The 26,388-nt window shown below is 67.8% G+C and carries 25 protein-coding genes and 4 pseudogenes; 17 read left to right on the top strand and 12 right to left on the bottom strand.

The genetic code is table 11. From position 1 onward, the window contains the following. The first annotated feature begins 207 nt into the window (after nucleotides 1–207). A complete protein-coding gene (locus tag ACIBBB_RS17400; RefSeq protein WP_384314828.1) occupies nucleotides 208–582 on the top strand; it encodes a WhiB family transcriptional regulator in 375 nt (124 codons plus the stop codon). Nucleotides 583–677: 95 nt separating this feature from the next. Here ACIBBB_RS17400 and glpX read toward each other — a convergent pair whose 3' ends face one another. Beyond that, nucleotides 678–1,709: a class II fructose-bisphosphatase gene (gene glpX, locus ACIBBB_RS17395; RefSeq protein WP_398982714.1), complete on the bottom strand. Its 1,032-nt coding sequence runs from the start codon at nucleotides 1,707–1,709 to the stop codon at nucleotides 678–680. A gap of 122 nt (nucleotides 1,710–1,831) precedes the next feature. On the opposite strand from glpX, the gene ACIBBB_RS17390 reads away from it, so the two are divergent. Next, nucleotides 1,832–2,368 (top strand): DUF4245 domain-containing protein, encoded by a 537-nt coding sequence (locus ACIBBB_RS17390; RefSeq protein WP_398982712.1) that lies wholly within the window; start codon nucleotides 1,832–1,834, stop codon nucleotides 2,366–2,368. 68 nt (nucleotides 2,369–2,436) lie between these two features. On the opposite strand, the gene ACIBBB_RS17385 is transcribed toward ACIBBB_RS17390, so the two are convergent. The 3 genes from ACIBBB_RS17385 to ACIBBB_RS17375 all read right to left on the bottom strand — a co-directional run bounded on the left by ACIBBB_RS17385 (nucleotide 2,437) and on the right by ACIBBB_RS17375 (nucleotide 5,713). After that, nucleotides 2,437–2,703 carry an exodeoxyribonuclease VII small subunit gene (locus ACIBBB_RS17385; protein WP_398982710.1) on the bottom strand — a complete coding sequence of 89 codons (267 nt, stop codon included), beginning with the start codon at nucleotides 2,701–2,703 and terminating at the stop codon, nucleotides 2,437–2,439. Between the two features lie 96 nt (nucleotides 2,704–2,799). After that, on the bottom strand, nucleotides 2,800–4,008 hold the full coding sequence (gene xseA / locus ACIBBB_RS17380) for an exodeoxyribonuclease VII large subunit (protein WP_398982708.1): 1,209 nt from the start codon (nucleotides 4,006–4,008) through the stop codon (nucleotides 2,800–2,802). 127 nt (nucleotides 4,009–4,135) lie between these two features. Further along, on the bottom strand, nucleotides 4,136–5,713 hold the full coding sequence (locus ACIBBB_RS17375) for an APC family permease (RefSeq protein ID WP_398982706.1): 1,578 nt from the start codon (nucleotides 5,711–5,713) through the stop codon (nucleotides 4,136–4,138). Nucleotides 5,714–5,798: 85 nt separating this feature from the next. On the opposite strand from ACIBBB_RS17375, the gene ACIBBB_RS17370 reads away from it, so the two are divergent. Further along, entirely contained in the window at nucleotides 5,799–6,827 is a 1,029-nt protein-coding gene (locus ACIBBB_RS17370) for a 4-hydroxy-3-methylbut-2-enyl diphosphate reductase (RefSeq protein ID WP_398982704.1), read from the top strand. A gap of 34 nt (nucleotides 6,828–6,861) precedes the next feature. Continuing rightward, a complete protein-coding gene (gene ppgK / locus ACIBBB_RS17365; RefSeq protein WP_398982702.1) occupies nucleotides 6,862–7,599 on the top strand; it encodes a polyphosphate--glucose phosphotransferase in 738 nt (245 codons plus the stop codon). A 12-nt stretch (nucleotides 7,600–7,611) separates the two neighbouring features. On the opposite strand, the gene ACIBBB_RS17360 is transcribed toward ppgK, so the two are convergent. Next, nucleotides 7,612–8,223, bottom strand: coding sequence for a DUF6542 domain-containing protein (locus ACIBBB_RS17360; RefSeq protein ID WP_398982700.1), 612 nt, complete (start codon nucleotides 8,221–8,223; stop codon nucleotides 7,612–7,614). 238 nt (nucleotides 8,224–8,461) lie between these two features. On the opposite strand from ACIBBB_RS17360, the gene ychF reads away from it, so the two are divergent. Beyond that, nucleotides 8,462–9,550: a redox-regulated ATPase YchF gene (gene ychF, locus ACIBBB_RS17355; protein WP_398982698.1), complete on the top strand. Its 1,089-nt coding sequence runs from the start codon at nucleotides 8,462–8,464 to the stop codon at nucleotides 9,548–9,550. A gap of 318 nt (nucleotides 9,551–9,868) precedes the next feature. On the opposite strand, the pseudogene ACIBBB_RS17350 reads toward ychF, so the two are convergent. Further along, nucleotides 9,869–9,979, bottom strand: a pseudogene (locus ACIBBB_RS17350) (IS630 family transposase); the annotation flags it as partial. Between the two features lie 283 nt (nucleotides 9,980–10,262). Between ACIBBB_RS17350 and ACIBBB_RS17345 the strand changes: the two are divergent. The 4 genes from ACIBBB_RS17345 (at nucleotide 10,263) to ACIBBB_RS17330 (ending at nucleotide 13,726) form a co-directional block, all read left to right on the top strand. Then, nucleotides 10,263–11,603, top strand: a complete 1,341-nt coding sequence (locus ACIBBB_RS17345; RefSeq protein WP_398982696.1) for an AIPR family protein — start codon at nucleotides 10,263–10,265, stop codon at nucleotides 11,601–11,603. 62 nt (nucleotides 11,604–11,665) lie between these two features. Then, entirely contained in the window at nucleotides 11,666–11,974 is a 309-nt protein-coding gene (locus ACIBBB_RS17340; protein WP_398982694.1) for a hypothetical protein, read from the top strand. A gap of 472 nt (nucleotides 11,975–12,446) precedes the next feature. Beyond that, entirely contained in the window at nucleotides 12,447–12,977 is a 531-nt protein-coding gene (locus ACIBBB_RS17335; RefSeq protein ID WP_398982692.1) for a hypothetical protein, read from the top strand. 164 nt (nucleotides 12,978–13,141) lie between these two features. Further along, on the top strand, nucleotides 13,142–13,726 hold the full coding sequence (locus ACIBBB_RS17330; RefSeq protein WP_398982690.1) for a TerD family protein: 585 nt from the start codon (nucleotides 13,142–13,144) through the stop codon (nucleotides 13,724–13,726). A 508-nt stretch (nucleotides 13,727–14,234) separates the two neighbouring features. Here the strand turns inward: ACIBBB_RS17330 and ACIBBB_RS17325 are convergent. Together ACIBBB_RS17325 and ACIBBB_RS17320 are read right to left on the bottom strand one after the other, a co-directional pair. After that, nucleotides 14,235–14,816, bottom strand: a complete 582-nt coding sequence (locus ACIBBB_RS17325; protein ID WP_398982688.1) for a TerD family protein — start codon at nucleotides 14,814–14,816, stop codon at nucleotides 14,235–14,237. A 54-nt stretch (nucleotides 14,817–14,870) separates the two neighbouring features. Then, nucleotides 14,871–15,422, bottom strand: a pseudogene (locus tag ACIBBB_RS17320) (TerD family protein). A 196-nt stretch (nucleotides 15,423–15,618) separates the two neighbouring features. Here ACIBBB_RS17320 and ACIBBB_RS17315 point away from each other — a divergent pair. From ACIBBB_RS17315 to ACIBBB_RS17295, 5 genes are all read left to right on the top strand, one after another. Further along, complete coding sequence (locus ACIBBB_RS17315) at nucleotides 15,619–16,053, top strand: BlaI/MecI/CopY family transcriptional regulator (RefSeq protein ID WP_398982686.1); 435 nt, start codon at nucleotides 15,619–15,621, stop codon at nucleotides 16,051–16,053. A gap of 3 nt (nucleotides 16,054–16,056) precedes the next feature. After that, nucleotides 16,057–16,986 (top strand): M56 family metallopeptidase, encoded by a 930-nt coding sequence (locus ACIBBB_RS17310; protein WP_398982684.1) that lies wholly within the window; start codon nucleotides 16,057–16,059, stop codon nucleotides 16,984–16,986. Nucleotides 16,987–17,405: 419 nt separating this feature from the next. Next, complete coding sequence (locus ACIBBB_RS17305; protein ID WP_398982682.1) at nucleotides 17,406–18,746, top strand: hemolysin family protein; 1,341 nt, start codon at nucleotides 17,406–17,408, stop codon at nucleotides 18,744–18,746. Next, the gene (locus tag ACIBBB_RS17300; RefSeq protein ID WP_398982680.1) at nucleotides 18,743–19,765 is read left to right on the top strand and encodes a hemolysin family protein; all 1,023 of its coding nucleotides are present in this window, start codon (nucleotides 18,743–18,745) and stop codon (nucleotides 19,763–19,765) included. Before ACIBBB_RS17305 ends, ACIBBB_RS17300 begins: the two co-directional genes overlap by 4 nt. Before the next feature lie 47 nt (nucleotides 19,766–19,812). After that, on the top strand, nucleotides 19,813–20,727 hold the full coding sequence (locus ACIBBB_RS17295; protein ID WP_398982678.1) for an ion transporter: 915 nt from the start codon (nucleotides 19,813–19,815) through the stop codon (nucleotides 20,725–20,727). A gap of 95 nt (nucleotides 20,728–20,822) precedes the next feature. Here ACIBBB_RS17295 and tatA read toward each other — a convergent pair whose 3' ends face one another. Continuing rightward, the gene (tatA, locus tag ACIBBB_RS17290; RefSeq protein WP_398982676.1) at nucleotides 20,823–21,089 is read right to left on the bottom strand and encodes a Sec-independent protein translocase subunit TatA; all 267 of its coding nucleotides are present in this window, start codon (nucleotides 21,087–21,089) and stop codon (nucleotides 20,823–20,825) included. Between the two features lie 561 nt (nucleotides 21,090–21,650). Here tatA and ACIBBB_RS17285 point away from each other — a divergent pair. Continuing rightward, nucleotides 21,651–21,809, top strand: coding sequence for a hypothetical protein (locus ACIBBB_RS17285; RefSeq protein ID WP_398982674.1), 159 nt, complete (start codon nucleotides 21,651–21,653; stop codon nucleotides 21,807–21,809). Between the two features lie 81 nt (nucleotides 21,810–21,890). Here ACIBBB_RS17285 and ACIBBB_RS17280 read toward each other — a convergent pair whose 3' ends face one another. Continuing rightward, nucleotides 21,891–22,901, bottom strand: a complete 1,011-nt coding sequence (locus ACIBBB_RS17280) for a sporulation protein (protein WP_398982672.1) — start codon at nucleotides 22,899–22,901, stop codon at nucleotides 21,891–21,893. A gap of 327 nt (nucleotides 22,902–23,228) precedes the next feature. Between ACIBBB_RS17280 and ACIBBB_RS17275 the strand changes: the two are divergent. Continuing rightward, a pseudogene (locus ACIBBB_RS17275) lies at nucleotides 23,229–23,324 on the top strand (site-specific integrase); the annotation flags it as partial. Nucleotides 23,325–23,722: 398 nt separating this feature from the next. Here ACIBBB_RS17275 and ACIBBB_RS17270 read toward each other — a convergent pair. Beyond that, a pseudogene (locus tag ACIBBB_RS17270) lies at nucleotides 23,723–24,421 on the bottom strand (LysR family transcriptional regulator); the annotation flags it as partial. A gap of 265 nt (nucleotides 24,422–24,686) precedes the next feature. Between ACIBBB_RS17270 and ACIBBB_RS17265 the strand changes: the two are divergent. Beyond that, entirely contained in the window at nucleotides 24,687–25,169 is a 483-nt protein-coding gene (locus ACIBBB_RS17265) for a cupin domain-containing protein (protein WP_398982670.1), read from the top strand. Between the two features lie 10 nt (nucleotides 25,170–25,179). Here ACIBBB_RS17265 and ACIBBB_RS17260 read toward each other — a convergent pair whose 3' ends face one another. Then, nucleotides 25,180–26,292, bottom strand: a complete 1,113-nt coding sequence (locus ACIBBB_RS17260; protein WP_398982668.1) for a threonine synthase — start codon at nucleotides 26,290–26,292, stop codon at nucleotides 25,180–25,182. Between the last annotated feature and the right edge of the window lie 96 nt (nucleotides 26,293–26,388).

The raw sequence follows: 26,388 nt of genomic DNA, 5'->3' as shown, positions 1-26,388 counted from the left end.
CGGCCGTTGATCGATTCCGGTTCCGGTTCCGATTCCGGTCGAGGTGCCGCCGGGGGAGCTTTCAGCCAGGCGGGGCGCGGGTGTTCGGCGTTCCGGACGTGATTCCGCACCTCGCATCTCAGTGCCACTCAGTGCTTAGGCGCGCGCACAGCGGGTAGGGACTGCTGCATCGTCTCTCGCTCGCGAAGCCGTCGTCAGGAGTGGACCGTGCTGCCAATGCCGCATCAGCCCCTGCAGGTCGCCGCCGTACCGCCTCAGCGGAGTCCCGCTCGGGAGGATCAGGCCGGACCCTGGCACACAGAGGCGGTGTGCCGCCGGGACGAAGCCGGATTGTTCTTCGCCCCGTCCAAGGAGCCGACGGCCGCGAGGCTGGCGCGTGAGGAGGCCGCGAAGCGGGTCTGCGCCCGCTGCCCGGTGATGGTCGACTGCCGGGAACACGCACTGCTCCAGCCCGAGCCGTACGGGGTGTGGGGCGGTCTGACCGCCGCCGAGCGCCGTGTGGTCCTGGCGCGCCGCAGGCGCCGTGAGGTGGAGCTGCGGAACGCGGCGTCGGCCGCGGGCCGGATCGCCGCGGCGGGCTGACCGCCCGTCCCACCCGATCAGTTGTGACCGGGGCACCCCTGCCGTACATGGAGGGGCGCCCCGGTTTCACGCGTGCCGCCAGTTCGCGCGTACCGCTACTTCGCGCGGTCGAAGTCGATCGTGCTGTAGGCGCGCAGTTTCGACAGCCGGTGCGTCGAGTCGATCTGCCGGATCGTGCCGGACTTCGAGCGCGTGACCATGGACTGGGTGGTCGCGGTCTCCGAGCGGTACCGCACCCCGCGCAGCAACTCGCCGTCCGTGATGCCCGTCGCGACGAAGAACACGTTGTCGCCACCGACCAGGTCGTCCGTCGACAGCACCCGGTCCAGATCGTGTCCGGCGTCCAGCGCCCGCTGCCGCTCGGCGGCGTCCTTCGGCCAGAGCTTGCCCTGGATGGTGCCGCCCAGGCACTTGATCGCGCACGCCGAGATGATGCCCTCGGGGGTGCCGCCGATGCCCATCAGCAGGTCGACGCCCGTGCCGTCGCGTACGGCCATGATCGAGCCGGCCACGTCGCCGTCCGAGATGAACTTGATCCGCGCCCCCGTCTCGCGGATCTCCTTGACGATGCCGTCGTGGCGGGGGCGGTCGAGGATGACCACCGTGACGTCCTCGGGAGCCGAGTTCTTGGCCTTGGCGACACGGCGGATGTTGACCGAGACGGGTGCGTTGATGTCGACGAAGTCGGCGGCCTCGGGTCCGGTCACCAGCTTGTCCATGTAGAAGACGGCCGACGGGTCGAACATCGTGCCGCGGTCGGCCGCCGCGAGCACGGCGATGGCGTTGGGCATGCCCTTGGCGTTGAGCGTGGTGCCGTCGATCGGGTCCACGGCGATGTCGACCTCGGCACCGGTGCCGTCGCCGACCCGCTCGCCGTTGAACAGCATCGGGGCTTCGTCCTTCTCGCCCTCGCCGATGACGACGACGCCGTTCATCGACACGGTCGAGACGAGGGTGCGCATGGCGTTCACGGCCGCGCCGTCCGCGCCGATCTTGTCGCCTCGGCCCACCCAGCGGCCGGCCGCCATGGCGGCGGCCTCGGTGACCCGTACGAGTTCGAGGGCGAGGTTGCGGTCGGGGGCCTCCGGAGAGACCTCCAGCGGAGGCGGGAGTTGATGCTCGGTCATCGGAACGCACCTTTCTGTACGGCGACGGCCGGAATGAGGGTGATGCGACTCTATCGGTACGTCGACAAAATGAGCAGAGGGGCCCACGTATGAGCGTGAACCCTTGATGCGACTATGGGGAGGTGGCAGGTATGCGAGGCAAACAGTCGGTACGGGACATGTTCCTGTCGATGGGCGTCATCGTCGCCGTCGCCGGGGTCATCTACATCGCCAACCCGCACGACGAGGACGCGGACCCTCTCAAAGCGGTCGACTACCGGGTCGAGTTGACGACGGCGCAGCGCGCGGCACCCTATCCGGTGATGGCCCCGGAGGGCCTTCCCCAGACATGGAAGCCGACGTCCGTGTCGTACGCGCGACAGGAAGGCAACTCCTGGCACCTCGGTTTCCAGGATCCCGACCGTGAGTACGTGGCTGTGGAGCAGTCGACGGAGCCGGCGGCCAAGTACATCGCCAAGGTCACGCACGACGCCGAGGACACCGGGAAGACCGCGCGGGTGGACGGCGAGACGTGGCAGCGGTGGGAGGGCTCCAAATACGACGCCCTGGTGCGCACCGGGGACGGGGCGACGACGGTCGTGACGGGCACGGCGCCGTACGAACGGCTGGTCGAGATGGCGGAGGCGCTGGAGCCGGGCATCCCGGGCAGCGGGTCCTGAGCCGGCCCTGAGCCGGGCCTGAGCGTCCCGCGCACCTCGCTCCTCGGCCCCCGTCGACGAGCGTGCGATCAGGCGTCGGGCTCGCGGTCGGGGGCCCCCGCCGGAGCCGGGTCCGACAGCGAGGCGTCCAGGCGGGCGCGCGCGCCGTCCAGCCAGCGGCGGCAGACCTTGGCCAGCTCCTCGCCCCGCTCCCACAGGGCCAGCGACTCCTCCAGGGTCGTACCGCCGGTCTCCAGGCGCCGTACGACGTCGATCAGCTCGTCCCGTGCCTGCTCGTAGCCGAGCGCGTCCGCGCCCCCGGCGGCCGCTGCTGTCCCGCTGTCCTTCTTGGCCATGTGATCCACCCTATGTGCGGTCTACGACAACGACCTACGTGAAGAAACGCCTGCGCGAGGACCGGCCGCCCCCGCGCCCTGCCGCGTGCCCGCGGCTCATTCGGTGACCCGCACCGTGAACTCGCCCTCCGCGACCCTCGCCCGCAGCTCCTGGTCCGCCGAGACCTCCGAGGGAGAGCGGACGACTGCCCCGTCCGGCCGCTGGAGCACCGCGTATCCCCGCTCCAGCGTCGCCGCCGGCGACAGCGAGACCACGCGCGCCCGGGTGTGCGACAGCTCCGAGTCCGCGCGGTCCAGCAGATGCCGCAGCACCCGCCGGCTGCGGTCGGCCAGCGCCTCGATCTCGCTCCCGCGCTCGTCCACCATCCGGTGCGGCCGCTCCATCACCGGCCGGGCCAGCGCGTGCGCGAGCCCGCGCTCCTCCCGGTCGAGCAGCCCCTGCACCGTCCGCAGCGCCCGGTCGCGCAGCGCCTGCACCCGGTCCAGCTCCTCGCCGACGTCCGGCACGACCTTCTTCGCCGCGTCCGTGGGCGTCGACGCCCGTACGTCGGCGACGAGGTCCAGCAGCGGTGAGTCGGGCTCATGGCCGATCGCCGACACGACGGGCGTACGGCAGGCGGCCACCGCCCGTACCAACTGCTCGTCCGAGAACGGCAGCAGATCCTCCACGCTGCCACCGCCCCTCGCGACGACGATCACATCGACCCCGGGCAGATCGTCCAGCTCCTTGACCGCATCGACGACCTGACTCACCGCGTTCACGCCCTGCACGGCGGTGTTGCGCACCTCGAAGCGGACGGCGGGCCAGCGCCGACGCGCGTTCTCCAGGACGTCCCGCTCGGCCGCCGACGCCCGCCCGCAGACGAGCCCGATCAGCTGGGGCAGAAAGGGCAGTGGGCGCTTGCGATCGGCGGCGAACAGGCCCTCCGCGCCCAGGGACTTCTTCAACTGCTCCAGTCTGACGAGCAGTTCGCCGATGCCGACCGGCTTTATCTCCGTGGCCCGCAGCGACAGCTGCCCCCTCGGCGCGTACCACTCCGGCTTCGCGTGCACCACGACCCGCGCGCCCTCGGACACGACGTCGGCGATCGCGTCGAAGACCTGGCGGTAACAGGTGACGCTCACCGAGATGTCGTACGACGGGTCACGCAACGTCAGGAACACGACCCCGGCACCGGGCCGACGGGAGAGCTGGGTGATCTGCCCCTCGACCCAGATGGCGCCGAGCCGGTCGATCCAGCCGCCGATGAGCCGCGACACCTCCCCGACGGGCAGCGGGGTGTCCGCGGACGTGTTGAGAGCCATGTCGTCGAGCGTATCGGCCGCCTCCGACAACGCGGCCCACGCCGGGAGCGGGTGGGACCGGTCGGGGGCCGGCCCGCCCCCGTCCCTACGGGACGTACGGGGCGTACGCGAGACGGGTGGCCGGAGCCTACGGAACCGCCGGATCCTTCGGCGCGACCCTGCCGTAACGCCACTGGACCGCGAGCACCACCAGTCCGACCGCCAGCCAGATCGCGCCCACCACCTGCGCCGTCCCCGCCGCCTCCACGATCACCGCGACCAGCACGGCCGCGCCGACCACCGGCAGCACCACATGCGCCATGATCCGCGGCCGGCCCTCCATGCGCCGTACCGCGAACCACCCGACCACCGACGCGTGCAGCAGGATGAACGCCGTCAGCGCCCCGATGTCGACCACCGACACCAGATGGTCGAGCCCGTCGTCGGCCCTCGCCGCCCACACGGCGGCGACGAGGGTCACCACCGCCGCGAGCAGGAGCGCCACGCGCGGTGTCCCCGCGTCCGTACGGGACAGCAGCCGCGGCAGCCGCCGTTCCCGTCCCATCGCGAAGAGCAGCCGCCCGGCGGCGGCCTGGCCCGCCAGCGCGGCGAACGCGGCGCCGATCGCCTTGCTCACCGCGACCAGGTCGTGCAGCCACGTTCCTACGGAGGCGTCCACGGCGTCGTAGAAGGCCGACCCCTGCTTGACCGGGTCGGCGGCCAGCTCCGCCGAACTGAGCGGTTCGAGGAGGGCCACGAGATACGTCTGCGCGATGAACAGCACACCGGCGAGCACCAGACAGAACAGCACCGCCCGCGCCACCTTCCGCGAGCCGCCCGTCACCTCCTCGGCGAACGAGGCGATCGCGTCGAAGCCCAGATACGACAGCACGGCGACCGACACCGCGCCGAGGACCGCCGTCATGGAGAAGCTCAGATCGCCGGTGAAAGGGGACAGCCAGCCGCGCGTCGCCCCGTCCCGTACGAGCACCACGATCGCCGATACCACGAACACCATCAGCACCACGATCTCCATGGCGAGCACGAAGAAGCCGACACGCGCGGCGGCCCGTACACCCCAGAGATTGAGCAGCGTGGTGATCACGACGGCGATCCCGGTCCAGATCCACCGGTCTACGGAGGGCACCAGCGCTTCCATCGCGATGCCCGCGAAGAGATACGCGACGGCCGGGATCAGCAGATAGTCGAGCATCGCCATCCATCCGGCGATGAACCCGGGCCCCTCGCCCAGCCCCTTGCGCGCGTACGCGAAGACCGAGCCCGCCTGCGGGGCGACCCGGATCATCTGCGCGTAACTGAAGGCCGTGAACGCCATCGCGATGGTGGCGCAGACATAGACCAGCGCCACGGCCCCGTGCGACTTGGCGTCGAGCGTGCCGTAGATGCCGACGGGCGCCATGGGTGCGATGAACAGGAGCCCGTAGACGACGAGATCGCGGAATCCGAGAGTCCGCCGCAGCCCGCCGTCTTCGCCGGAGCCTTCCCCCGGGCTTTCCCCCGGGCCTTCGCCCGCGCCGCCGCCCGTCCCTCTGTGCCCGCCCGTGCCCCCGCCGCCGTGCGCGCCCACGTGCACGCCCGTGGGTACGTCCGAACTCAGGTCCGGTCCCGGATCCAGGTCGAAGCCGCCGACACGGTCGCCCGTACGCGGGTCCGAACCGCCCGGAACGTCCGTACCGTCCGCATCCCCCGTACCGCTGTCGGCCATCGCGTCCCTCCGTCGATCACGTAGGCCCAGTCTCGGCCCGACAGGTGATCTTCCGCCTCTTCTGGACGGCCTTACGATGGTGGGCATGACTGCTACGCCCAGCCCGTCGCCCGCCGCCGCCCCGAGTGGAGACGCCGCGCGCCGCGCCGGCAAACGCGTCCTGCTCGCCGCGCCCCGTGGTTACTGCGCGGGCGTCGACCGCGCCGTGATCGCCGTGGAGAAAGCTCTGGAGCAGTACGGGGCGCCGATCTATGTCCGCCACGAAATCGTCCACAACAAGTATGTCGTGCAGACCCTTGAGAGGAAGGGCGCGATTTTCGTCGAGGAGACGGCGGAGGTCCCCGAGGGATCGATCGTCATGTTCTCCGCGCACGGCGTGGCCCCCGTCGTCCACGACGAGGCGGCCGAGCGCAGGCTCGCGACCATCGACGCGACCTGCCCCCTGGTCACCAAGGTCCACAAGGAAGCCGTCCGCTTCGCCGCCGAGGACTACGACATCCTGCTGATCGGCCATGACGGCCATGAAGAGGTCATCGGCACCTCCGGCGAGGCCCCCGACCACATCACGCTGGTCGACGGACCCGACGACGTCGCCAACGTCGAGGTGCGCGACGAGTCCAAGGTCGTCTGGCTCTCGCAGACAACGCTCTCCGTGGACGAGACGATGGAGACGGTCGACAAGCTCAAGGAGAAGTTCCCGCTGCTCATCGCTCCGCCGAGCGACGACATCTGTTACGCGACGCAGAACCGGCAGATCGCCGTCAAGCAGATGGGCGCCGACGCGGATCTGGTCATCGTCGTCGGCTCGAAGAACTCCTCCAACTCCGTACGGCTCGTCGAGGTCGCCCTCGGCGCGGGCTCGCGCGACGCGCATCTGGTGGACTCGGCCGACGAGATCGACGAGGCATGGCTGGAGGGCGTCAGCACGGTCGGGGTCACCTCGGGCGCGTCCGTCCCCGAGATCCTGGTCGAGGGTGTCCTGGAATGGCTCACGAAGTACGGCTTCGAGGACGTCGAGATCGTCAAGGCGGCCGAGGAGTCGATCGTCTTCTCGCTCCCGAAGGAACTCCGCCGTGACCTGCGTGCGGAGGCCGCACACCTGGCCGAGAAGTAGAGAGGCCTGGTCATCTCCCCGTAACGTTGCGTCCATGAACGTCTTCGGAGTGGACATCGGCGGCTCTGGCATCAAAGGCGCGCCCGTGGACCTGGAGCGCGGCGATCTGGCGGAGCCGCGCCACAAAGTGCTCACCCCCCAGCCGGCCACGCCCGACGAGGTGGCCGACCGCGTCGTCGAGGTGGTCGAGCACTTCAACTGGTCCGGCCCTGTGGGCGTCACCTTCCCGGGGGTGGTCACCGGCTCGGTGATCCGTACAGCGGCGAATGTCGACAAGCGCTGGATCGACACGGATGCCGGCAGCCTGCTCGGCGACCGGCTGAGCCTGCCCGTCACGATCCTCAACGACGGGGACGCGGCGGGGGTGGCCGAGATGACCTTCGGCGCGGGCAAGGGCCGTCAGGGCACCGTCTTCCTGCTGACCTTCGGCACGGGGATCGGCAGCGCGCTCTTCATCGACGGCAAGCTCGTCCCGAACACCGAGCTGGGTCATCTGGAGCTGAACGGCCACGACGCGGAGAAGCACGCGTCGACGAAGGCCAAGGAGGACCACGACCTCAGCTGGCACCACTGGGCGCACCGGGTGCAGAAGTATCTGGCGCACCTGGAGATGCTGTTCTCGCCGGAACTGTTCATCATCGGCGGCGGGGTCAGCCGCAAGGCGGACCGGTTCATTCCGCTCATCGAGGGCGTCAAGGCGGAGATCGTTCCGGCGCAGCTTCAGAACAACGCGGGCATCGTGGGAGCGGCGATGACGGCCGCGGAGCAGTAGCCGGGCGGCTGATCAGCCTCGGCGGGCGACGGCGGTGCCCGCCTTCACACCTGTCCTCGTCCCCGGGTCGCTGCTGCGCGTGGCCAGGTCGCGTGCGCGCTGTCGGCGGCCCATCTGACGCACCTTCCGTACGGAGGCGATGAGCCCGGCGACGAGCGTGCCGCCGTACAGCCAGCCCGCCTGCACGGCGAGCGCGGTGACGACGGCCATCGTCTGCCCGCCGAAACCGCTCGTCCCGCCGGAGATCGGGAGGGTGCCGAAGGCGAAGGCGATCGGCACGCTGATCGGGGCGGTCACGAGATCGGCGGTCCGTACCCAGAGCGCGGTCAAGGCACTGACCGGCAGGAACAGCACCCCGTACACCAGGGGCTCACCGTCGAACAGCAGCTCGTCCAGGCATCCGATCGCGAACATCGTGGCGGCGGCGAAGAGTCCCGCGCCGAGCCCGGTGAGCCGGGGATTCGGGAGTCTGCGCAAGGTGAGCACGACAGGCGGCACCCGGCGCGTGGTCGGCGCGGGAACCCGGTAGACGGCGCCGGCCTCGGCACCGGCGCCTCGCGGACGGAGAGGGCTCTGCGGCGGCCTCGGCCGGCGCTGGGGGGGACGTGTCCTGTGCTGCTCCACCGGAACAACCTAGGTCGCATGGGTGTCGGATTCAGGCGATGGACACGCCCTTTGGGCGACCTTGGCGTTGCGTTCGACGGACGCTGGGCGTGTCGCACCGCCGGATGCCGCCATCTGCCGTACGGGCTGCCGTCCGTCGCCGGGGCGGCCCGCCCGTAAACTGGGGGATCGGCCCCCATCCGGGCGGTCTCCCCGGCCGTACAGGCTCTGCCAGTCCTCACTCCAGGAAGTCGCCAACGTGTCGCTCACGATCGGAATCGTCGGTCTGCCGAATGTCGGCAAGTCGACCCTGTTCAACGCCCTGACCAAGAACGACGTGCTGGCGGCCAACTACCCGTTCGCCACGATCGAGCCCAACGTCGGCGTCGTCGGCGTCCCCGACCCGCGCCTGGCCGTCCTCGCCAAGATCTTCGACTCGCAGAAGATCCTCCCCGCGACGGTCGACTTCGTCGACATCGCGGGCATCGTGCGCGGCGCGTCGGAGGGCGAGGGCCTGGGCAACAAGTTCCTCGCGAACATCCGCGAGTCCGACGCGATCTGTCAGGTCATCAGGGCCTTCAAGGACGAGAACGTCGTGCACGTCGACGGCAAGGTCTCGCCGAAGGACGACATCGAGACGATCAACACCGAGCTGATCCTCGCCGACCTCCAGTCGGTCGAGAAGGCCGTGCCGAGGCTGACGAAGGAGTCCCGCCTCCAGAAGGAGAAGGTCGCCGTCCTGGCGGCGGTCGAGGAGGCCCAGAAGATCCTCGAAGCCGGCACGACGCTCTTCGCCGCGGGCATCTCGGCGGACACGGAGAAGGGCAGACTCCTCCACGAGATGCACCTGCTCACCACGAAGCCCTTCCTGTACGTCTTCAACGTCGACGAGGACGAACTGGTCGACGAGGACTTCAAGAACGAACAGCGCGCACTCGTCGCCCCGGCCGAGGCGATCTTCCTGAACGCCAAGATCGAGTCCGAACTGATCGAACTGGACGACGACGAAGCCCTGGAACTGCTCCAGTCCATGGGCCAGGACGAACCGGGCCTCGCCACCCTCGGCCGCGTCGGCTTCGCGACCCTGGGCCTCCAGACGTACCTGACGGCGGGCCCGAAGGAGACCCGCGCCTGGACGATCAAGAAGGGCGCGACGGCCCCCGAAGCGGCGGGCGTGATCCACACCGACTTCCAGAAGGGCTTCATCAAGGCGGAGATCATCTCCTTCGCCGACCTGGTGGAGGCAGGCTCGGTCACGGAGTCCCGCGCCAAGGGCAGGGCCCGCATGGAGGGCAAGGACTACGTGATGCAGGACGGCGACGTGGTGGAGTTCCGCTTCAGTTCCTGAACTCCACCACGTCGATGAAATGGTGGAGTTAAAGCGAAAAATACAAGTGACTGTGGTGAGGCTGGGGCGGGATTCGTCCCGGCCTCATCTGGTGTCGGGGGGACCATCGCTATGGGCGTTGGTGCCGAGCGCTTGATCATGCGGAGCCGAAGGCCCGGCTTGCCGGAAGAACTTCTGGTTCGTTGAAGGGGTTAGGGACGAGTATTGCGATCGCGAGGCGCACTTCGAGCGCAGCGCACCACGAACGGGGTTCGCTGACCAGCGAGCTGCGGGCGGCCGACCAGGTCGCTGTGGTGGAGGTGCTGGGCAGGCTGGAGTTCAGGACTCCGGAGACCGTCGCTGTATGTTGTGGCGGTTGGAGTTGGCGATGGTGAACTGCCGCACCGGCCCGAAGTGGGCCTCGATCGGGTTGGCCCCCAACGCGTAAGTGCCCCTTTCGGGCAACCGGCGAAATGTTCTGATCAGCGGCGATATCCGCCCGTACAAGATCTTTTCCCGCGAAGCGAACGATCTTTTCCCACCGCGCTGGTCACCGAGAGCCTCACCCAAGTGTCGCGCCAGGCGCAGCCAGGGCAGAGCGGCGACCACAGGCCAGACTTACAGGCACATACAGTCGGATCACGTTCCGCCTCTTCCTCGTCACCCTATGCGATGGCTACGGTGGCATCCGCAACTTGAGCACGTCTGTCAGTGCTGATGAGCAGGGGGCTGCATGAAACGGCTGTGGGTCAGGCACGTCAGGGAGGCGCTGCACACGGGCTTCGCGGAACACATCGACATGAGTGACTACGCAAAAGCCAGCAACTCAGTCCGCGAAAAGTCCTTCTTGAGTCGAGCCTTAGCGGCTCTCGCCGTACAGAGGTTCACCGAACTGTCCGCCGCCGAGGCAGCGGCCACGGTGGTCGACGGAACAGGCGACAACGGAATCGATGCCATCGCAATCGATCCTCTGCAGCGAAGGGTGATCCTGGTCCAGTCAAAGTGGGACGGTTCCGGAGACGGCAGCCTCGGGTTGGCCGATTCCCGGAATTTCACGGCCGGGTTCAGGGATCTCCTGGACACGAAGTTCGACCGGTTCAACACGCGGCTACGTGCCCAAGAGGAGAAGATCACACAGGCACTTGACGACGTCGACGTGACCTTCATCCTCGTAGTGGCGACCACCGGCCGAACCGAATTGGCCGCACCCTCCTCCGCGGTGTTCAGCGATCTCCTCGATGAAATGAACGAGTCACAGCAAGTTGTATCCATGGAGACCCTGGGGCTGAGCGACTTCCATTCCTTCATATCCGAAGGATTGGGAGGTTCACGAATCGACTTCAACGTGCAGCTTGAGAACTGGGGTACGGTAAGCGAGCCGTATGAGGCATACTACGGCGTGGTGACCGCTTCAAGTGTTGCGAACTGGTATGAGCATTTCGGGGATCGCCTTTTCTCCCAGAACATCAGGAAAGCCCTGGGCAACACCAGCGTCAATGAGGCAGTCACGCACACGATCCTCAAGGATCCACAGCATTTCTGGTACTTCAATAATGGTGTGACAGCACTGTGTGAGAGCGTAAAGAAGACTGCACGGGGTGCCGCCAGTCGCACTTTCGGTGATTTCTCGCTCACAGGTGTGAGTATCGTCAACGGCGCCCAGACGGTGGCCAGCATTCATCAAGCAGCGCATAAGGGCGAAGCCGGCTTGGATGAAGCCATGGTGTGGGTGCGCTTTATCAGCCTTGAAGGCTGTCCAGAGGGTTTTGCGACAGCAGTGACCAGGGCGACGAACACACAGAACACTGTGGAGACCCGGGATTTTGTCTCGCTGGACCCGGAGCAAGGCCGCCTGTGCACGGAACTGGTTCTCTCGCTCAAAAAGACATATTCGATCAAGCGCGGGGAACCGGTGCCGAGTCCCGAACATGGCTGCACGGTGGTCGACGCCACAGTTGCTCTGGCGTGTGCCAACAGGGAGCCCAGTTTTGCGGTCATGGTGAAGAGCCGGATGGGAAGTCTTTGGGAGTCCACAGAAAAGCCCCCGTACCGTACGCTCTCAATCCGACGGTAGGGCCATATCGGGTATGGCGCTGCGTTGAAGTCATGCGGGAAGTTGACGCCACATTGACGCGCTTGAAGACTCAGCTCGATGGGCGCCCGCGGTCCATCTGCCTCCAGGGGAATCGACTGGTTCTTCATCTGGTTTTCCGGGAACTCGATCTGCAGCGCATCGAGGATCCGGAGTACGATTGGTCATCGGAACTGAAACATGTTCCCGGACTGACCGAGCAGAGCCTGACGTCGCTCACCAGGAGTATCAATGATTCATATTCGACAAATTATCTGACCAGTCTCTTCAAAAATATTACAAAGTGCCGTGACCTGGTCCAGAAAGTTCGTTCCGGAAACGAAGAAAGCAATAAGGGAGTTGACGGGCAGTGACCCGATTCGGGCAGTCCGCACCCGGCACTGCTGGACGCTTCTCGAATGACCCGTCTGCGTGAGTCAGTCCAGCGCGATCTCACCATCCGGAAGCCATCCGCCCCAGTAGCCGTCCATCACATCGAGCCCGGTACGGATACGACGAGCACTGCGAGTTCCCCCTCGCCATGCACGGGCCCCTGCCCGTCACGATTCTGTTCTCCTTCTGCAGGAGACGATCAACAGGTGGTTCGATGGCAGCCCGACAGTGGATGACCGACAGCTTGTCTCCCTCACAGCCGTGATGGTCCTGTTGGTGACGCCCATCATGATGCGCCGGCGTGGCGAGGATCCGGCCCTCTTGTGCGGCCTGAGGTCCGCCCGTTTGCCTGGCGGGACTCAGGAGCGTGGTTTGTGGGCCGATCCGCTGCGGGTCGCGGCTGCTGCGCGAGTGTCGGCTCGTTTGTGGCGGTCGGGGCCGTCGCCGGCATACGTGGCTGCATCGATCAGCGACCTGCGGACGATCTCCTACCAGGACTCGCGGTGGCGATTGGACGTCATGGACTGGGCCTATGGCACCGCGCTGCGTCCCAACCCATATGTGGATGAGCTCGTGCGCCAAGGGGTGATCGTCATCGGCAGGTCCGCCATCCGTGAGGCAGAGTCAGCTGCCACGGCCCTGGCGCGCGCCGGCGACCGACGAACGCTACGCGCTGATCGTTCGGATCTGACCGCCCGGTCCGGCTTCTGCGGTTCGTCAGCGCCCCACGGCACTGCGGTCGGCTGGCCCTTCCGCCTCGTGCGGATGGACGACCTGGCGGAGGATAGGGGCCAGGGCGACGGGTGGCCTGCCTCCGACCTCCACGCGGCAATCAACTACACCCTCTTCATCGATGGACGAAGGGTAGGACCCAGCGACCCGGGTGAGTCCGTGCGGCAGGACGACACCCGGAAGGTCTCGTTCAGAACGGTGTGCTCGCTGGCGCAATACGGAACTGATGTTCCCCAGGCTGCCACCTGCTGACTCGGCCCGATTTTGGTAGCACCGTGAGCGCGAAAAGCGTCCGCGCGAATGACTACGCGCCGTCTGCCCCATCGCCCAAGAGGCACGCCACCCGGGTTGACTGGGTGTCGAGGGCGCCAGGCACACTTGGGCTGGTCGCATTCCAGCCACAAGAGGGATTGGCCATGATCACGCTGACGAAGGAAGACGGTCCCGCCGATCTGAACGGGGTGACCCATCTGTCCATAGGGGTTTCCTGGGATCCGACCGTGGGGAGCAGCGGGGGAATCCTGGGCAAGCTCCGCCAGAAGGCCGGTACCGATCTTGACCTGATCGCGATCGCGGTGCAGGGCTCGGATCCGGTGCGTCTGGCTGGGCTGGATTCTCTGGACCCGCTGGGGAACGGTTCGCTGGTACACAGCGGGGACAATCAGACGGGGCGTGGGGACGGTGACGACGAAACGGTGACCGTAGAGTTTTCCGGCGTCCCGACCAACATCACGTCGATTGTCTTCATCGCCGCCGCTTACAAGAAGCGCAGCTCCTTCCAGAACGCACGGAACATCAGCTTCAAGGTGTACGACGCGACGGGCGGAAGCATTCAGCAGGTCGCCGACATCTGGCCGAGCCTGCTCAGTAACGACAACGGTTGCGTCGTGGCCAAGGCGGTTCGGGAGGGTGCGGGCTGGAAGCTGCAGGTGATCAACGAGACAGGAAAAATCAAGCAGGGGGACGAGCAGGCCCTGATGCGTTTCGCCGTCAGTAAGTAATTCGAGTTCTTAAGGCGGTCTGGCCGATCATCCATCCGGGTAGCCGCTGCCGATGGCGCGCCGTCTGTGGCTATGGTGCGTCGTCGGGTCGGCCGGACTGGATCTCCGGCCGGCCTCCAATTCGCCGCGTCGCGTCGTAGCGTGAGTGCGGCTCCAGGTCGGGCCGCTGGGGTCTCCAACTCATCAAGCGAGCCTCGTAGCGTTGCTTGGTCGGCCCAGTAGTCGCGGGCGTTCAACCGCCGCCGGTTGACAGCCATCGCGGCATCGCTGGCTGCCTCAACGTAGGCGCCGTCCCGATCCACGCGAGGCCACGTCAACCGTCGCCAGACTCCGTCTCGCTGCTACACCGGCCGGACAGCTCAGCGAAGGTCGCCCTCCAGGTAACTGATCGCCGCGTGGTCCTTCGCCTGGCGGCTATGTGCCCGGTCCATCGGCTCGTCGGCGCCGGATGATGACGCCGATCCGGATGACGGCTCGGGTCTCGGTGGGCGGGATTGCGAGCAGTTCGTCAGAGGTGCGATGCGACGGCGGGCATCAGGTCCTGGAAGGTGCGGCCGTCGGCGGGGGCGCCGATGGCCGTCATCTGCCAACCGGTGCCGGAGCGTTGCACCTTGGCCATGATCTGCGCGGTGTGGCGCCCGCCTCCGGTCAGGGTGTAGCGCGCCAGTTCCTGCCCGGTGGTCTCGTCGACCAGGCGGCAGAAGGCGTTGTCGACCTCTTCGAACGTCTGGCCGGTGAACGAGTTGACGGTGAAGACGATCTGGTCGACGTGTACGGGGACGCGTTGCAGGTCGACGACGATCGACTCGTCGTCCCCGCCCTGGCCGGCGCCGCCCACCCGGTTGTCTCCGGTGTGCCGCACCGATCCGTCGTCGCTGGTCAGGTGCTGGAAGAAGACGACGTCCTGGGGGTCCTTCCCGGCGAAGAGGACGGCCGAGGCGTCCAGGTCGATCTCGCGGGCGGTCATACGGGCGAAGAAGCCCTTGCGGGGTGCGGATTTCCAGCCGAGTCCCATCCGTACGACGGTGAGTTCGCCGCCGCCGGACTTGGTGAGACTGATCTGCTGGCCCTTGGAAAGATTGACTGTCATGATTCGCTCAGCTTTCGGCAGGGGACGGTGGTGGCCGGTGGATGATGTGCGGGTTCAGAGGTTGACGCCGAAGTCCTTGACGATGCCGCTCAAGCCGGAGGCGTAGCCCAGCCCGACCGCACGGAACTTTCACTCGGCGCCATGCCGGTACAGCTCGCCGAAGACCATCGCGGTCTCGGTGGACGCGTCTTCGCTGAGGTCGTAGCGCGCGATCTCGGCTCCGCTGGCCTGGTTGACTATGCGAATGTAAGCGTTGCGCACCTGGCCGAAGCTCTGGCCTCGGGCGTCGGCGTCATGGATCGACACGGGAAGACGATCCGCGTGACGCCCGCGGGTACGGCGGCGAGGTCGACCTTCACGGTCTCGTCGTCTCCCTCGCCCTCGCCGGCGAGGTTGTCCCCGGTGTGCTCGACGGAGCCGTCCGGGCAAATGCTCGTCGGAGAGAACTTTGCCGGCCTGGTCGCAGAGCAGCGCGCTCGCGTCCAGGTCGTGGTCGGTCCCAGCGGTCGTCCGGATGTCCCATCCAAAGCCGACAAGGACAGAGGTCAGACCGGGGGCCTCCTTGCTCAGCGAAACATGTCCGCCCTTGCCGAGGCTTACACCCACTGGGTCCAGCTCTCCACTCCTGATGTTCGGACGGCGCACCGTCCGCGCGCTCTGTACCGTCCCTGAAATCTACAACACTGTAGAGCTAAGATACTGCGGGATCCGCGGCGATCGGGGAGAGTGAACGTCTTCCGGACCGTCGGCTCGATGCCCAAGGTCCTGGTCGGTCAGCTGGCTTGGGAAGGGAGGTCACGTTGTGACCGGAGAGCGGGACAATCACGGGCAGGCGCCGCGCGCTCGGAGGCGAGCGCAGGGGGAACTCGAAGCTCTGGTGCTGTCGGCGCTGGGAGATGCCACTTCGCCGGTCTCCGTCAGCTGGGTTCAGCGGCGACTGGGAGAGGACCTTTCGTACAGCACGGTCATCACCATCCTGACCCGTCTGCACGAGAAGGAGGCGGTCACGCGCACCGGCCCCGGGCGGCCCGTCCTGTGGCAGTCCGTCGCGGTGGACGAAGCCGACCTCACAGCGCTGAGCATGCGGCGGCTGCTCGACCGGCAGGACAACCGCGACGCCGTCCTGTCCAGCTTCGTGTCGGCGTTGTCCGCCGACGATGAGGACCTTCTGAGGTCTTTGCTGAACGAGGCCGGGCCCGGATCACCCGCCGCACCGACGGATGAACCGGACGAATGATCCATGGGCGTCTTCGTCTTCCTGCCCCTGGTGCTGCCGCTGACCGCGCTACCCATCGCACGCCTGGCCGAGCGGCATCTGCACCCTCGACGTGCCGCCCGCCTGCTGACGACCGTCGCGGTGATCCTCGCGTCGTGCAGCACGCTGTGCCTCGGGCTGTTGATGGTGGTGGGCACCGCGCAGCTACCCGGCAACCCGCTGCCCGACGGCTGGTCGGACCCGCAGGTGCGGGAGGCCGTGCCGCACGACCAGTTATTCGGCAAGGCGGCCATCCTCGCGCTGGTAGTGGTCGTGACGGCTTGCGTCTGTGTCGTCCGGCGCCATTGCCGTTTCCATGCCCTCGCGCATCGCACACTCGCCTCCTCGCCGGCGCGGTCCGAGGTCGCGGTCCTGCGTGACGCGTCCCCGTACGCATATGCCCTGCCCGGCGCCCCGGGCCGCATCGTGGTGTCCACCGGCATGCTGGCGTGCCTCGACCCGGCGGAGCGGGAGGCCCTGCTCGCGCACGAGCGCGCGCACCTCGCGGGCCGCCACCACCGCCTGCTGCTCGCGGTACGACTGGCTGGCTGCGCCAACCCGTTGCTGCGTCCGCTGATGTCCGCCGTCACTTACAGCACCGAACGCTGGGCGGACGAGGAGGCCGCCCGGGTCACGGGCGACCGGCGGACGACCGCCCGAGCCGTGGGCAAGGCGGCGCTCGTTTCCCGGCGCGCCTCCGCGCCGCCCCTTCCCGCGTTCGCCGCAGGACCGGTCCCGCGCAGGGTGGCCGCATTGCTGGGTCCCGTACCCCCGGACCGGCGCTGGCCGCCGGCGCTCACCATGGCCGGTGTCGCGGCGTACGTCGCCGCGGCGGGTACGGCGCTGTCCGCGCTGTCCGCGCTCAACGCGGCGATCGCGCTCTTCCTCGTACTCAAAGCGGCGACACCCCTGTAACGCTGACGTATCGATCAGGCCCTGGGCGCATGAGGCCGACGACGAGCAGACCTCTACAGTTATGTAAAGTTTCGCGTGATGCGGTTCAGTCCGGGGGTCGGGCGGACGGGCCGGGGGTCGGACGCGGAAGGATCTGCATGGGCGGGGAACGGACTGGAGCGGCAGCCACGGCGCTCGCCTCCCGGCAGCCCGGAACAACGGTATCGACAACCACCGAAGCCACCCTTTGTCGAAGTGACCCGACCGTCGGCGGCCACTTCGGCAGTCTCCGCTGAGCAGGATCCGACTGTGCGCGATCCCTTTCCGTCCGTCTTCCGGTCGACCGAATCGACAGAAAGATGTGAGTCCATAATGGTTGAACCTCCCGGCGTAGTCGGCGTCATCGCCGTCACGCCGAGCCCCAAGACGGAGGTGCCGCGATGAGCGCGGTGGTCCTGCTGCTTCTCGCCCTCGCACTCACCCTTGCCTGCGCAGTCTTCGTCGCGGCCGAGTTCGCCCTGACGACCGTTGAACGCGGCGAGTTGGAGCGCGCCGCCCAGGCAGGGGAGCGGGGCGCCGACAGCGCCCTGAAGGCCGCGAAACGGCTGACCTTCCAGCTGTCCGGCGCCCAACTGGGCATCACCGTAACCTCATTGGTGATCGGCATGCTGGCGGAGCCTTCCCTGTCCGTGCTGCTGCGCGGCCCGCTGGAGGCCACCGGCCTGCCCTCCGGCGGCGTCTCGACCGCCGCCACCGTGCTCGGCGTCGCTGTGTCAACCGTGGTGCTCATGGTGGTCGGCGAGCTCGTGCCGAAGAACTGGGCGATCGCCAGTCCGCTGGCCGTGGCGAAGGTGGTGGCGGCCCCGCAGCGGGGCTTCACGGCCTGCTTCGCCCCGCTGATCCGGCATCTGAACAACACCGCGAACCGTGCCGTACGCCGTTTCGGCCTGGAGCCTGCCGAGGAGCTGGCCTCGGCTCGTACCCCGGAGGAACTCGTCGCCCTCGTACGGCACTCGGCCCGCGAGGGCGCCATCGAGAAGGACTCCGCCGAACTGTTCGTCCGCACACTTCACCTGGCCGAGTTGACCGCCGAGAACGTCATGACGCCACGCGTCGACATGCGGGTTCTGGCGGTCCACGCCACCGCTGCCGACGCGGTGAACCTGGCTCTCGCGACCGGCTTCTCCTGTTTCCCCGTCCACCGCGACAGCCTCGACGAGATCGTCGGCACCGTCCACATCCGTGACGTGCTGGCCCTCGACGAAGCGGTGCGGGGCGACACCCCGGTCACCGCGCTGACGACCGAGCCGCTGCGGGTACCCGACTCGCTGCCCGTGGACCGGCTGCTGCGACGGCTGAGGCAGAGCCGCACGATGGCCGTCGTCGTCGACGAATACGGCGGTACCGCGGGCATCGCAACGGTGGAGGACATCGTGGAGGAGGTCATCGGCGAAGTCCGCGACGAACACGACCTCCATGAGTACCCCGATCTGGTGGAGCGTGAGCCCGCCTCGGACGGACGTGCAGTCTGGGAGGCGGACGGCGGCATCCGCCTGGACGAGCTCGAACGCATAGGGTTCGAGGCCCCCGAGGGTTCCTACGAGACCCTCGCCGGTCTGATCGCCGACAGGCTGGGACGCATCCCCGCCCTCCAGGACCGTCTCGACGTCCAGGGATGGCACCTGGCCGTGCTCCGTATCGAGCATCACCGTGCCGACCGCGTCCGCGTCACGGCCCCCGAGCCGTCCCCGGCCGCACCGAACGACACGGAGCCCTCATGACAGCCCTCCAGCTGGCCATCGGTGCTTTCACGCTTTTCACCAACGCCTTCTTCGTCGGGGCCGAGTTCGCCCTGATCTCCGTACGGCGCAGCCAGATCGAGCCTGCCGCGCTCAAGGGCAACACACGAGCCAGGAACACCCTGTGGGGGCTGGAGCATCTGTCGGCGGCCATGGCCACCGCCCAGCTCGGCATCACCATCTCCTCCCTCGTGCTCGGCGCGGTGGCGGAGCCGGCCATCGCACACCTCCTTGAACCGCCGTTCGGGTCCATCGGTGTGCCCGACGGCCTGGTCCACCCCATCGCCTTCGTGATCGCGCTGACCCTGGCCACCTACCTGCACATGCTGATCGGCGAAATGATCCCGAAGAACATCGCGCTCGCCGCTCCGGCGCGGACCGCGCTGATCCTCGCCCCGTCACTCGTCGCCCTGACCCGCGCCCTGCGGCCGGTGATCTTCGGTATCAACGCCTTCGCCAACGTGCTGCTGCGATTGATGAAGGTCGATCCGAAGGACGAGGTCGCCTCGGTCTTCACGGACGAGGAACTCGTCCGGATGGTCAAGGGCTCCAGCGACGCCGGCCTGATCGACCCGGCCGACGGGGAACGGCTGCGCGACGCCCTTGAGCTGGGAACCCGGCCCGTTGGTGAAGTGATGGTGCCGCTCGGAAAGACAGTCACGGTTGAGCACGACATCACGCCGCGTCAACTGGAACGAGCCGCGGCCACCTCGGGATTCTCCCGTCTGCCGGTCACCGGGCCGGGCGGCGAAGTGAAGGGATATTTGCACGTCAAGGACGCCCTTGGGGTGGTAGAACGTGACCGGCCTTTGGCTCCCGTCGCCGTCCGTCCGGTGGTCCGCGTCGAGATCGACACACCACTCGACGACGCGATGACCGCGATGCGGTCCGCCGGAACCCACCTGGCGGCCGTGGCCGGCGACAAGGGCACCGTCCTCGGTTTCGTCACCATGGAAGATCTGCTGGAAGAACTCGTCGGCCCCGCGAAGAGCGACAACTGAGCGCCTGGCCACCCGCACGAACCCCGAGGTAAGAAAGCGACATCGCGATGGCCGAACGGACCACCCACTTACGCCGCGCCGTGGCGGTCCGTACACGCTGTATCACCGAGTCAGCCGCGTTCACCGCCGCGGTCTTCTGCCTCATCCTCGGCAACGCCGTTCTGCTGGGAGTCGAGACCTACACCGGCGCCGTGGAGCAGTGGTACGACACATTGAAGGCGGCCGAACACGTCTTCCTCGCGGCCTTCACAGCCGAGATCCTGCTGCGCGCCGCGGCCTCCGCCGACCGCCCCAAGGACTTCTTCCGCGATCCGTGGAACTTCTTCGACCTCGCGGTGGTCAGCCTGGCCTTCATGCCCTTCGCACGCGAGAACGCCACCGTACTGCGGCTCCTGCGCCTGGCCCGCGTCGTGCGCGCGGCCCGGTTCCTCCCCCAGCTGCGCATCGTCATCGTCGCTGTCGGCAAGAGCCTGCCGGGCACGGTGAGTTTCATACTCGTCGGCGCGCTGCTCCTGTACGTCTACGCGATGATCGGCTGGGTCTTCTTCGCCGCCGCGGACCCTGAACACTACGGCTCGCTCGGCCGCGCGGCCCTCACCCTGTTCCTCCTCATCACCCTCGACGGCCTCGGCGACGCGGTACGGACGGGTCTGGAAATCTCCCGCTGGACCTTCCTCTACTTCGCCTCCTTCGTCCTGCTCGGCTCGTTTGTCCTCGTGAACCTGCTCATCGGCGTCGTCATCAACTCCCTACAGGAAGCAAGGGAGATGGAAGCCGCGACGGACGCGGGACCACGGCACCGAGGAACTACCCCTGACGCGCGGCGTGACCTCCGGGAACAGCTTGCCGCCGCGAGACGAGCCCTGGACACCATCGAGGCCGGACTCGCCCACGCCCGCCCCGAGGAGGACAGACCGGATACGACAGGGCCGAGGGGTGAAAGGTTCTCAGCCCGCTCGTAACCACCCACCGGCCCCGCGTCGAGTCGTCAGTCGCCGGAATCGCCGAAGAGGAGGCGTCGACACCCGGGGGCGGCCCGGGGGTTGTAGAAGACGGACTACGGGCGTGGCACGTCACTGCCCGGAGAAGGCGTGGGGCGCGGGTTGGACACCTCGCCGGGAATGACGCGGGGAGGTGAGCCCTCCTCGAAAGACACATGGCCCGCCGCCGGCGGCTGAGCCTGGTCGGACTTCATCGCCTTGGCTTCGCTCTTGAGGATGCGCGCCGACTTCCCGGCGGAACGCGCCAGGTCAGGGAGTTTCTTGGCGCCGAAGATCAATATGACGACGATGAGGATGATGGCGATCTCACTGATGCCGAACATAAGTATCCGTGTACTCCCTGTAGTGGGTGACAGAGTTTTGGAGAGGGCCGGCGTCTGGGGCCCAGTCGGTCGGCCCGGGGCCATAACCGCAGGAGGCTCCTGACATATGGCTGAGAGATGCCCGTGGTGGCGTGGGGAGCGGCAAGTTCCCTGTTCCGTCCGCGCGGCGGCGCGGATCGGAGTTATCCCTGCCGATCTGCTGCCCTCGGCATTGTCACCCCATGACTCTCCCTCCAGCGGCTAAGCGCCTGGCCACGCGGCCCGGACAGTCGGCGACGCGAAAGAAATCTACAGGACTGTAGAGATGAGTGGCAGGGGGTCTTTCCGGTCGGGTGAGGGTCCGGGGCCCCGTACTTGCCGCATGCGGCGAGGCGACCGAGGGAGCGGGCAAGTGGACGACGAGGAACCGGACGCCGTCCCGGAACACCCCTCGACGCGCGGAAGAGGACCAGTGAGTTTGAGGGAGAAACGCTGTCCCGGCTCCGCCGGGGCCGTCGAACCGGACCCGGCGGCGGCCTGAGTGCCTGAGCAGCTCGTACCGGTCTCGCGTACACCACGGTGATGACCATCCCGATCCGCCTGCACACCAAACACGCCGTGGAGCGCAGGCGGTCCGGACTGTTCTTCCGGTGGACGGCGAAGCCGGCCGGCGGCGCGCGCCTGGCACTCGGCGAATGCAACGCGGGCTGGAGGGCGAGCACGAGCGTTTCGCCGTCCTGATCCGCTTCGTCGCCGGGTTACCCGGTACGACGAGCGGGTGCCGCGTCGCTGGGTGGGCGGCATGGGACCTGAGGGCTGTTCTCAGCCCTCGTCGCCCTCTTCCTCGCCCTCCCCCTCGAAGAAGTCACCCACTTCGTCCACGACTTCGGCGGCGACCATGCCACCGACGACCCCCACCGCGAGCCCCGCGGCCCCGGCGGCTACGACGGTGCCCATCCCGGGGCCGGAGCGGTGTCCGCCGTCCTGGTGATGGTGCGCACCATGGCCGCGCTCATCCCCGTGCGCGTAGTCGCCGTGCGGATCGCCGTGACCCTGAGAGGAGCGGTGCTCGACGAGTTGGCGTACCCACCCGTCGACTTCGGTGTTCCAGTCATGCTGAGTGACTTCGGTGTGGCTGACGCTGTAAGAGGTGAGCGCGTCGTGGCCCGAAGAGAAGAGACCAGCACGCTTGTCGGCCTCCAACACCACTTCCACTCCGCCGGGATGGGCGAGAAAAGTCACCTCGATCTCACTCATGGCGTGCGCGTAACGGGGGGACGGTGCGAGCTCGATCTCCTGGTAGAACGGCAGCTGTTGGCCGGTGCCGCCGATCCGGCCGTACTCCAGATCCGCGGACCTGAAGTCGAAACCGAGCTGCCCCAGAGCCTCCAGAATCGCCTCCTGTACCGGCAGTGGCCCCACCGCGAGCGGATCCAGATCGCCCTTGTCCTTCGCTCCGGCCACCGCCAGTTCGGTACGCATCCCGAGCACGATCCCCAGCGGCTGGCCGTACAGCTCGGTGACCGGTGTCTCCCAAGGCAGCGTCACGGAGAAGGGGACGCTAAACCGTGCCCCCTCAGCGAGCCGGAAGGCACTGCCCACCGTGAACCGCTCGAAAACGACGGTGCCTTCGTGCTCCGCGTCCTCGGTCTCGGCCTCGACCCTGGCGATGAGTTCCAGAGTGATCTGCTCGATGTCGAAGTCGGAATCGCCGCCCTTGAGTTGCACCTGGCCCCGCAAGACCCCGCCCGGCACTGCCACGCCGGGATCCAGGACCGTGTCCACGGTGGGTCCGCCGACGCCGAGAGAGCCGAGTAGCTGTTTGAACACCATGGTGGCGTTCACTCCTTCACATACGCGCGGTTAGCGGCATCACAAGCCGCCATGTCCGCTGCGACCAGGGCCTGTGTACCTCTACAAGTCTGTAGAACAATAGAGGTGGCGTACCGCACCGAGGGCACATCCCGCCGGGCCGACGGGGAAAGTCCGAAAAACCACGGCTCTTGTCTGAACAGTCGCGTGGCGGGAACAAGAAGCTCACATCGGGCTTGAACGCGACAGGATAAGAGACATGTAGATCTCGGGCATCATCGTCGCGATCATCTTCGGCGTCATCATCGGTGTCCCGGGGGCTTCAAACAGGCGTGCCAGTCGGCTGGCCTGGTCGATGCGGACGGCGAGGCGACATACACGCCTGGCAGCCTGCGGCACTTCTTCGCCTCGACCGCCTTGGCCCACGGCGTCCCGATTCACGAGGTCTCACGCTGGTTGGGCCACCGGTCGGTCAAGACCACGATCGACATCTACGGGCATCTACTGCCGAGCGCCTGGGGCCGCTGCCGTACGGCCCTACAGAACGCCATGCGGCCGATGCCCCTCATCGCGGCGGACCGGCCTCAGGCATTGCAGGGATCGGAGATCTGCGTGGAGGCGGCTGCTTGTGGCGTGGCCGGCGTGGCCTCTGAGCCGCAAGGTGCTGGGATAGAGCTCCCGTGCTGGGATGGTGCTGGGAGAGCCCCCTCGGAGTCAGCGTTTTTGCAGGTGGGAGCGCTGGGACAAACATCCCGCTTCACGTGTGACTCGAACCCATGCCATGTGGCATGTGGCTTCAAGCGGTCAGGCACTCCGTGCCGACGTGCGGACCGCGGCCACGTGGCCGGCTCGACGCCCCGCAGCGGGATCGTGGTGAGGTCGGGGCGGATGCCGGCCGCGTGCGCGGTGGCCGGGGTGATCGCCACCGCCTGCCCGGCCGCGATGTGTTCGAGCTTGTCCTCGATCGACTCGACCGCGGGTCCGTCTGGCGCCGGCGGCCTCCGGGCCGTGGGTCGATGCGCCAGTACGCGTCGTCCTCCCGATCCGGGAAGCGCGGCATCGGCTCGCCCTTGATGCCGTCGAGGGTGACCGACTCCTTGCCCGCCAGCCGGTGTCCGACCGGGACGAGCAGCATCTTGGGCTCGTCGTGGAGGACCGTCTCGTGCAGGTCCTCGCTTCGCAGCGGCAGCCGGGTGATCGCCGCGTCGACGCGGCGGTCGAGGAGGGCCTCGCGCGGCTCGTTCCACTCCAGGTGCAGCGTGCGTACGTCGGCGTCCGGGTGCTTGCGCCGCAGGTGCTGGACCGCCGGGGTGACGATCAGGCCGGTGGTGCAGCCGACGGTGATGCGGGTGGGCCGTGCGGCGGCGGGCGGTGGCCGCGGCCTGATCGGACAGGCGCAGCAGGTCGCGTGCGTGGGGGAGGAATGCCTCTCCGGCTTCCGTGAGCCGCGTGCCTTGCCTCGTACGGCAGAGAAGCCGCGCTCCCACTTGGGCCTCGAGCCGGCTGATCTGCCGGCTCAGGGACGGCTGCGCGACATGCAGCTCGGCGGCGGCGCGGCCGAAGTGCGGGTGCGTCGTGCGGACCTGGCACCTGGAGGACTACTTCGCGATCGCGAGGCAGATCGGCGTGGAGTTCACCCCCGGCGCTTGAGGGAGGGGCGGGAAGGGATTCCGTCGCATGGTCACTCTGTGTGAACAACCGTGGCTTCGGTGGGGTTCCCGGGACAGAGAAATCCGCGATGGGCATGATGGCGGTGGCGTGACCGGTCGGCCACGCGTCGTGCGTCGCGCCGAGGGAGTGCAGAACATGTCGTACCCGGAACCCCGCCACCACGGGGACAAGGGCGAGGTCAACGCGGTGTTCCGGCCCGCGAGTACCCCCGCCGACGTGCGGTCCCCGTCGGGCACCGAGACGAACTTCGTGGCGTCCAGCGTGTCGACCGGCGGTGAGTTCGGGCTCTACCGGATGGACATGGTGCCGAGGGGCGGCGGCCCGAGCACTCATTTCCACAAGACGATCTCGGAGTCGTTCTACATCCTGGAGGGGACGGTCCGGCTGTACGACGGTGAGCGCTGGATCGACGCGGAGAAGGGCGATTTCCTGTATGTGCCGCCGGGCGGACTCCACGGCTTCCGGAACGACTCGGACGAGCCCGCCTCCACGCTCATCCTGTTCGCGCCCGGCGCTCCGCGCGAGGAGTACTTCGAGAAGGTCTCCACGGTCGGGCGGATGACGGACGAGGAGCGCACGGCGTTCTTCATCAAGCACGACACGTACTGGGTGGACTGACCGGGCGTCGTCAGACGGCGAGTCCCGTCTTGGCGCCCGCACCGCACAGGGGGACGGTCACCGTTCGGTCGGTCCACTCGCCGACGGCCGCCCAGCAGGCGACACCGGTCGACTCCACGAAGAGACCGTGCGACGCCAGCTCCAACTGCGCCACGCGAATCTGGTCTTCGGTCACGGTGAGGAACGTCCCGCCCGATTCGCGTACCGCTCGGAGGATCTGGCGGGCGCGCGGTGGCCGCGGAATGGCGATGCCTTCGGCGAGGGTGGGAGCCGGGGTCTTGAGCGTGCCGAGGAATTCGGAACTGAGGTCGTCTTCTCCCGCGTGGAAGGCTGCGGCCAGCGGTGAGACGGCCTCGGCCTGGACCGCGATCAACTGGGGGCGCTCCGCGATGAGTCCGTGCGCGTGGAGCTCGGCGGTCGCCAGCGAGGCGCCGAGCAGCAGTGTGCCGTTGCCTACGGGGACGGCGATCGCCTCGGGGAGGCTGCCGCCGAGGTCCTCCCAGAGCTCGTAGACGTATGTCTTCGTGCCGTGCAGGAAGAACGGGTTGTACACATGGCTCGCGTAGAACGTGCCCGCCTCGTCGGCCGCGGCGCGGGCGGCTCGCGCGGTGGCCTCACGGTCGCCCTTCACGCGTTCGAGGCGTGCGCCGTGGGCGCGGATCTGCTCGGTCTTCTTTGGCGACGTGGACTCCGGGACGTACACGGTGCAACTCAGCCCGGCCCGGGCGCAGTACGCGGCGACGGCCGTCCCCGCGTTGCCGCTGCTGTCGGCGACGACACGGTGGACGCGCTCCGGTCCCAGCCGCAGGGCCAGTTCGGCCAGCATCACGGCGCCCCGGTCCTTGAAGGAGAGGGTCGGCATCAGGAAGTCGAGCTTCGCGGAGACGGTGGGCGTCATCGGCACCAGCGGCGTACGGCCCTCGCCGAGAGACACGGCTTTTGTCGGGAGCGGCAGCGCCTCCTCGTACCGCCACAGCGAATTCACGTGCTGCCCAAGGGACTTGAGGGGCACGGGCGATGCGGTGAACTCCAGGTCCCAAGGGCCGCCGCACTCGGGGCAGCACCAGGGGGCCGAGTCGACGGCGGCGTGGGCGCCGTCGACCGGGCAGAGATACGTCGTCATGCGACCAGCATGACAGGCTCCGGGGGAGCCGTACGCGGCAAAGCCCCTGCGTACACCGCTCCTTGTCACTGCATGTGAAAGCGTGGCCTATGCTTG

It is taken from the genome of Streptomyces sp. NPDC051217 (assembly GCF_044455465.1).
In the GTDB taxonomy this organism is placed as follows: Bacteria; Actinomycetota; Actinomycetes; order Streptomycetales; family Streptomycetaceae; genus Streptomyces.
This window is presented reverse-complemented; position numbering and strand designations above follow the sequence as displayed.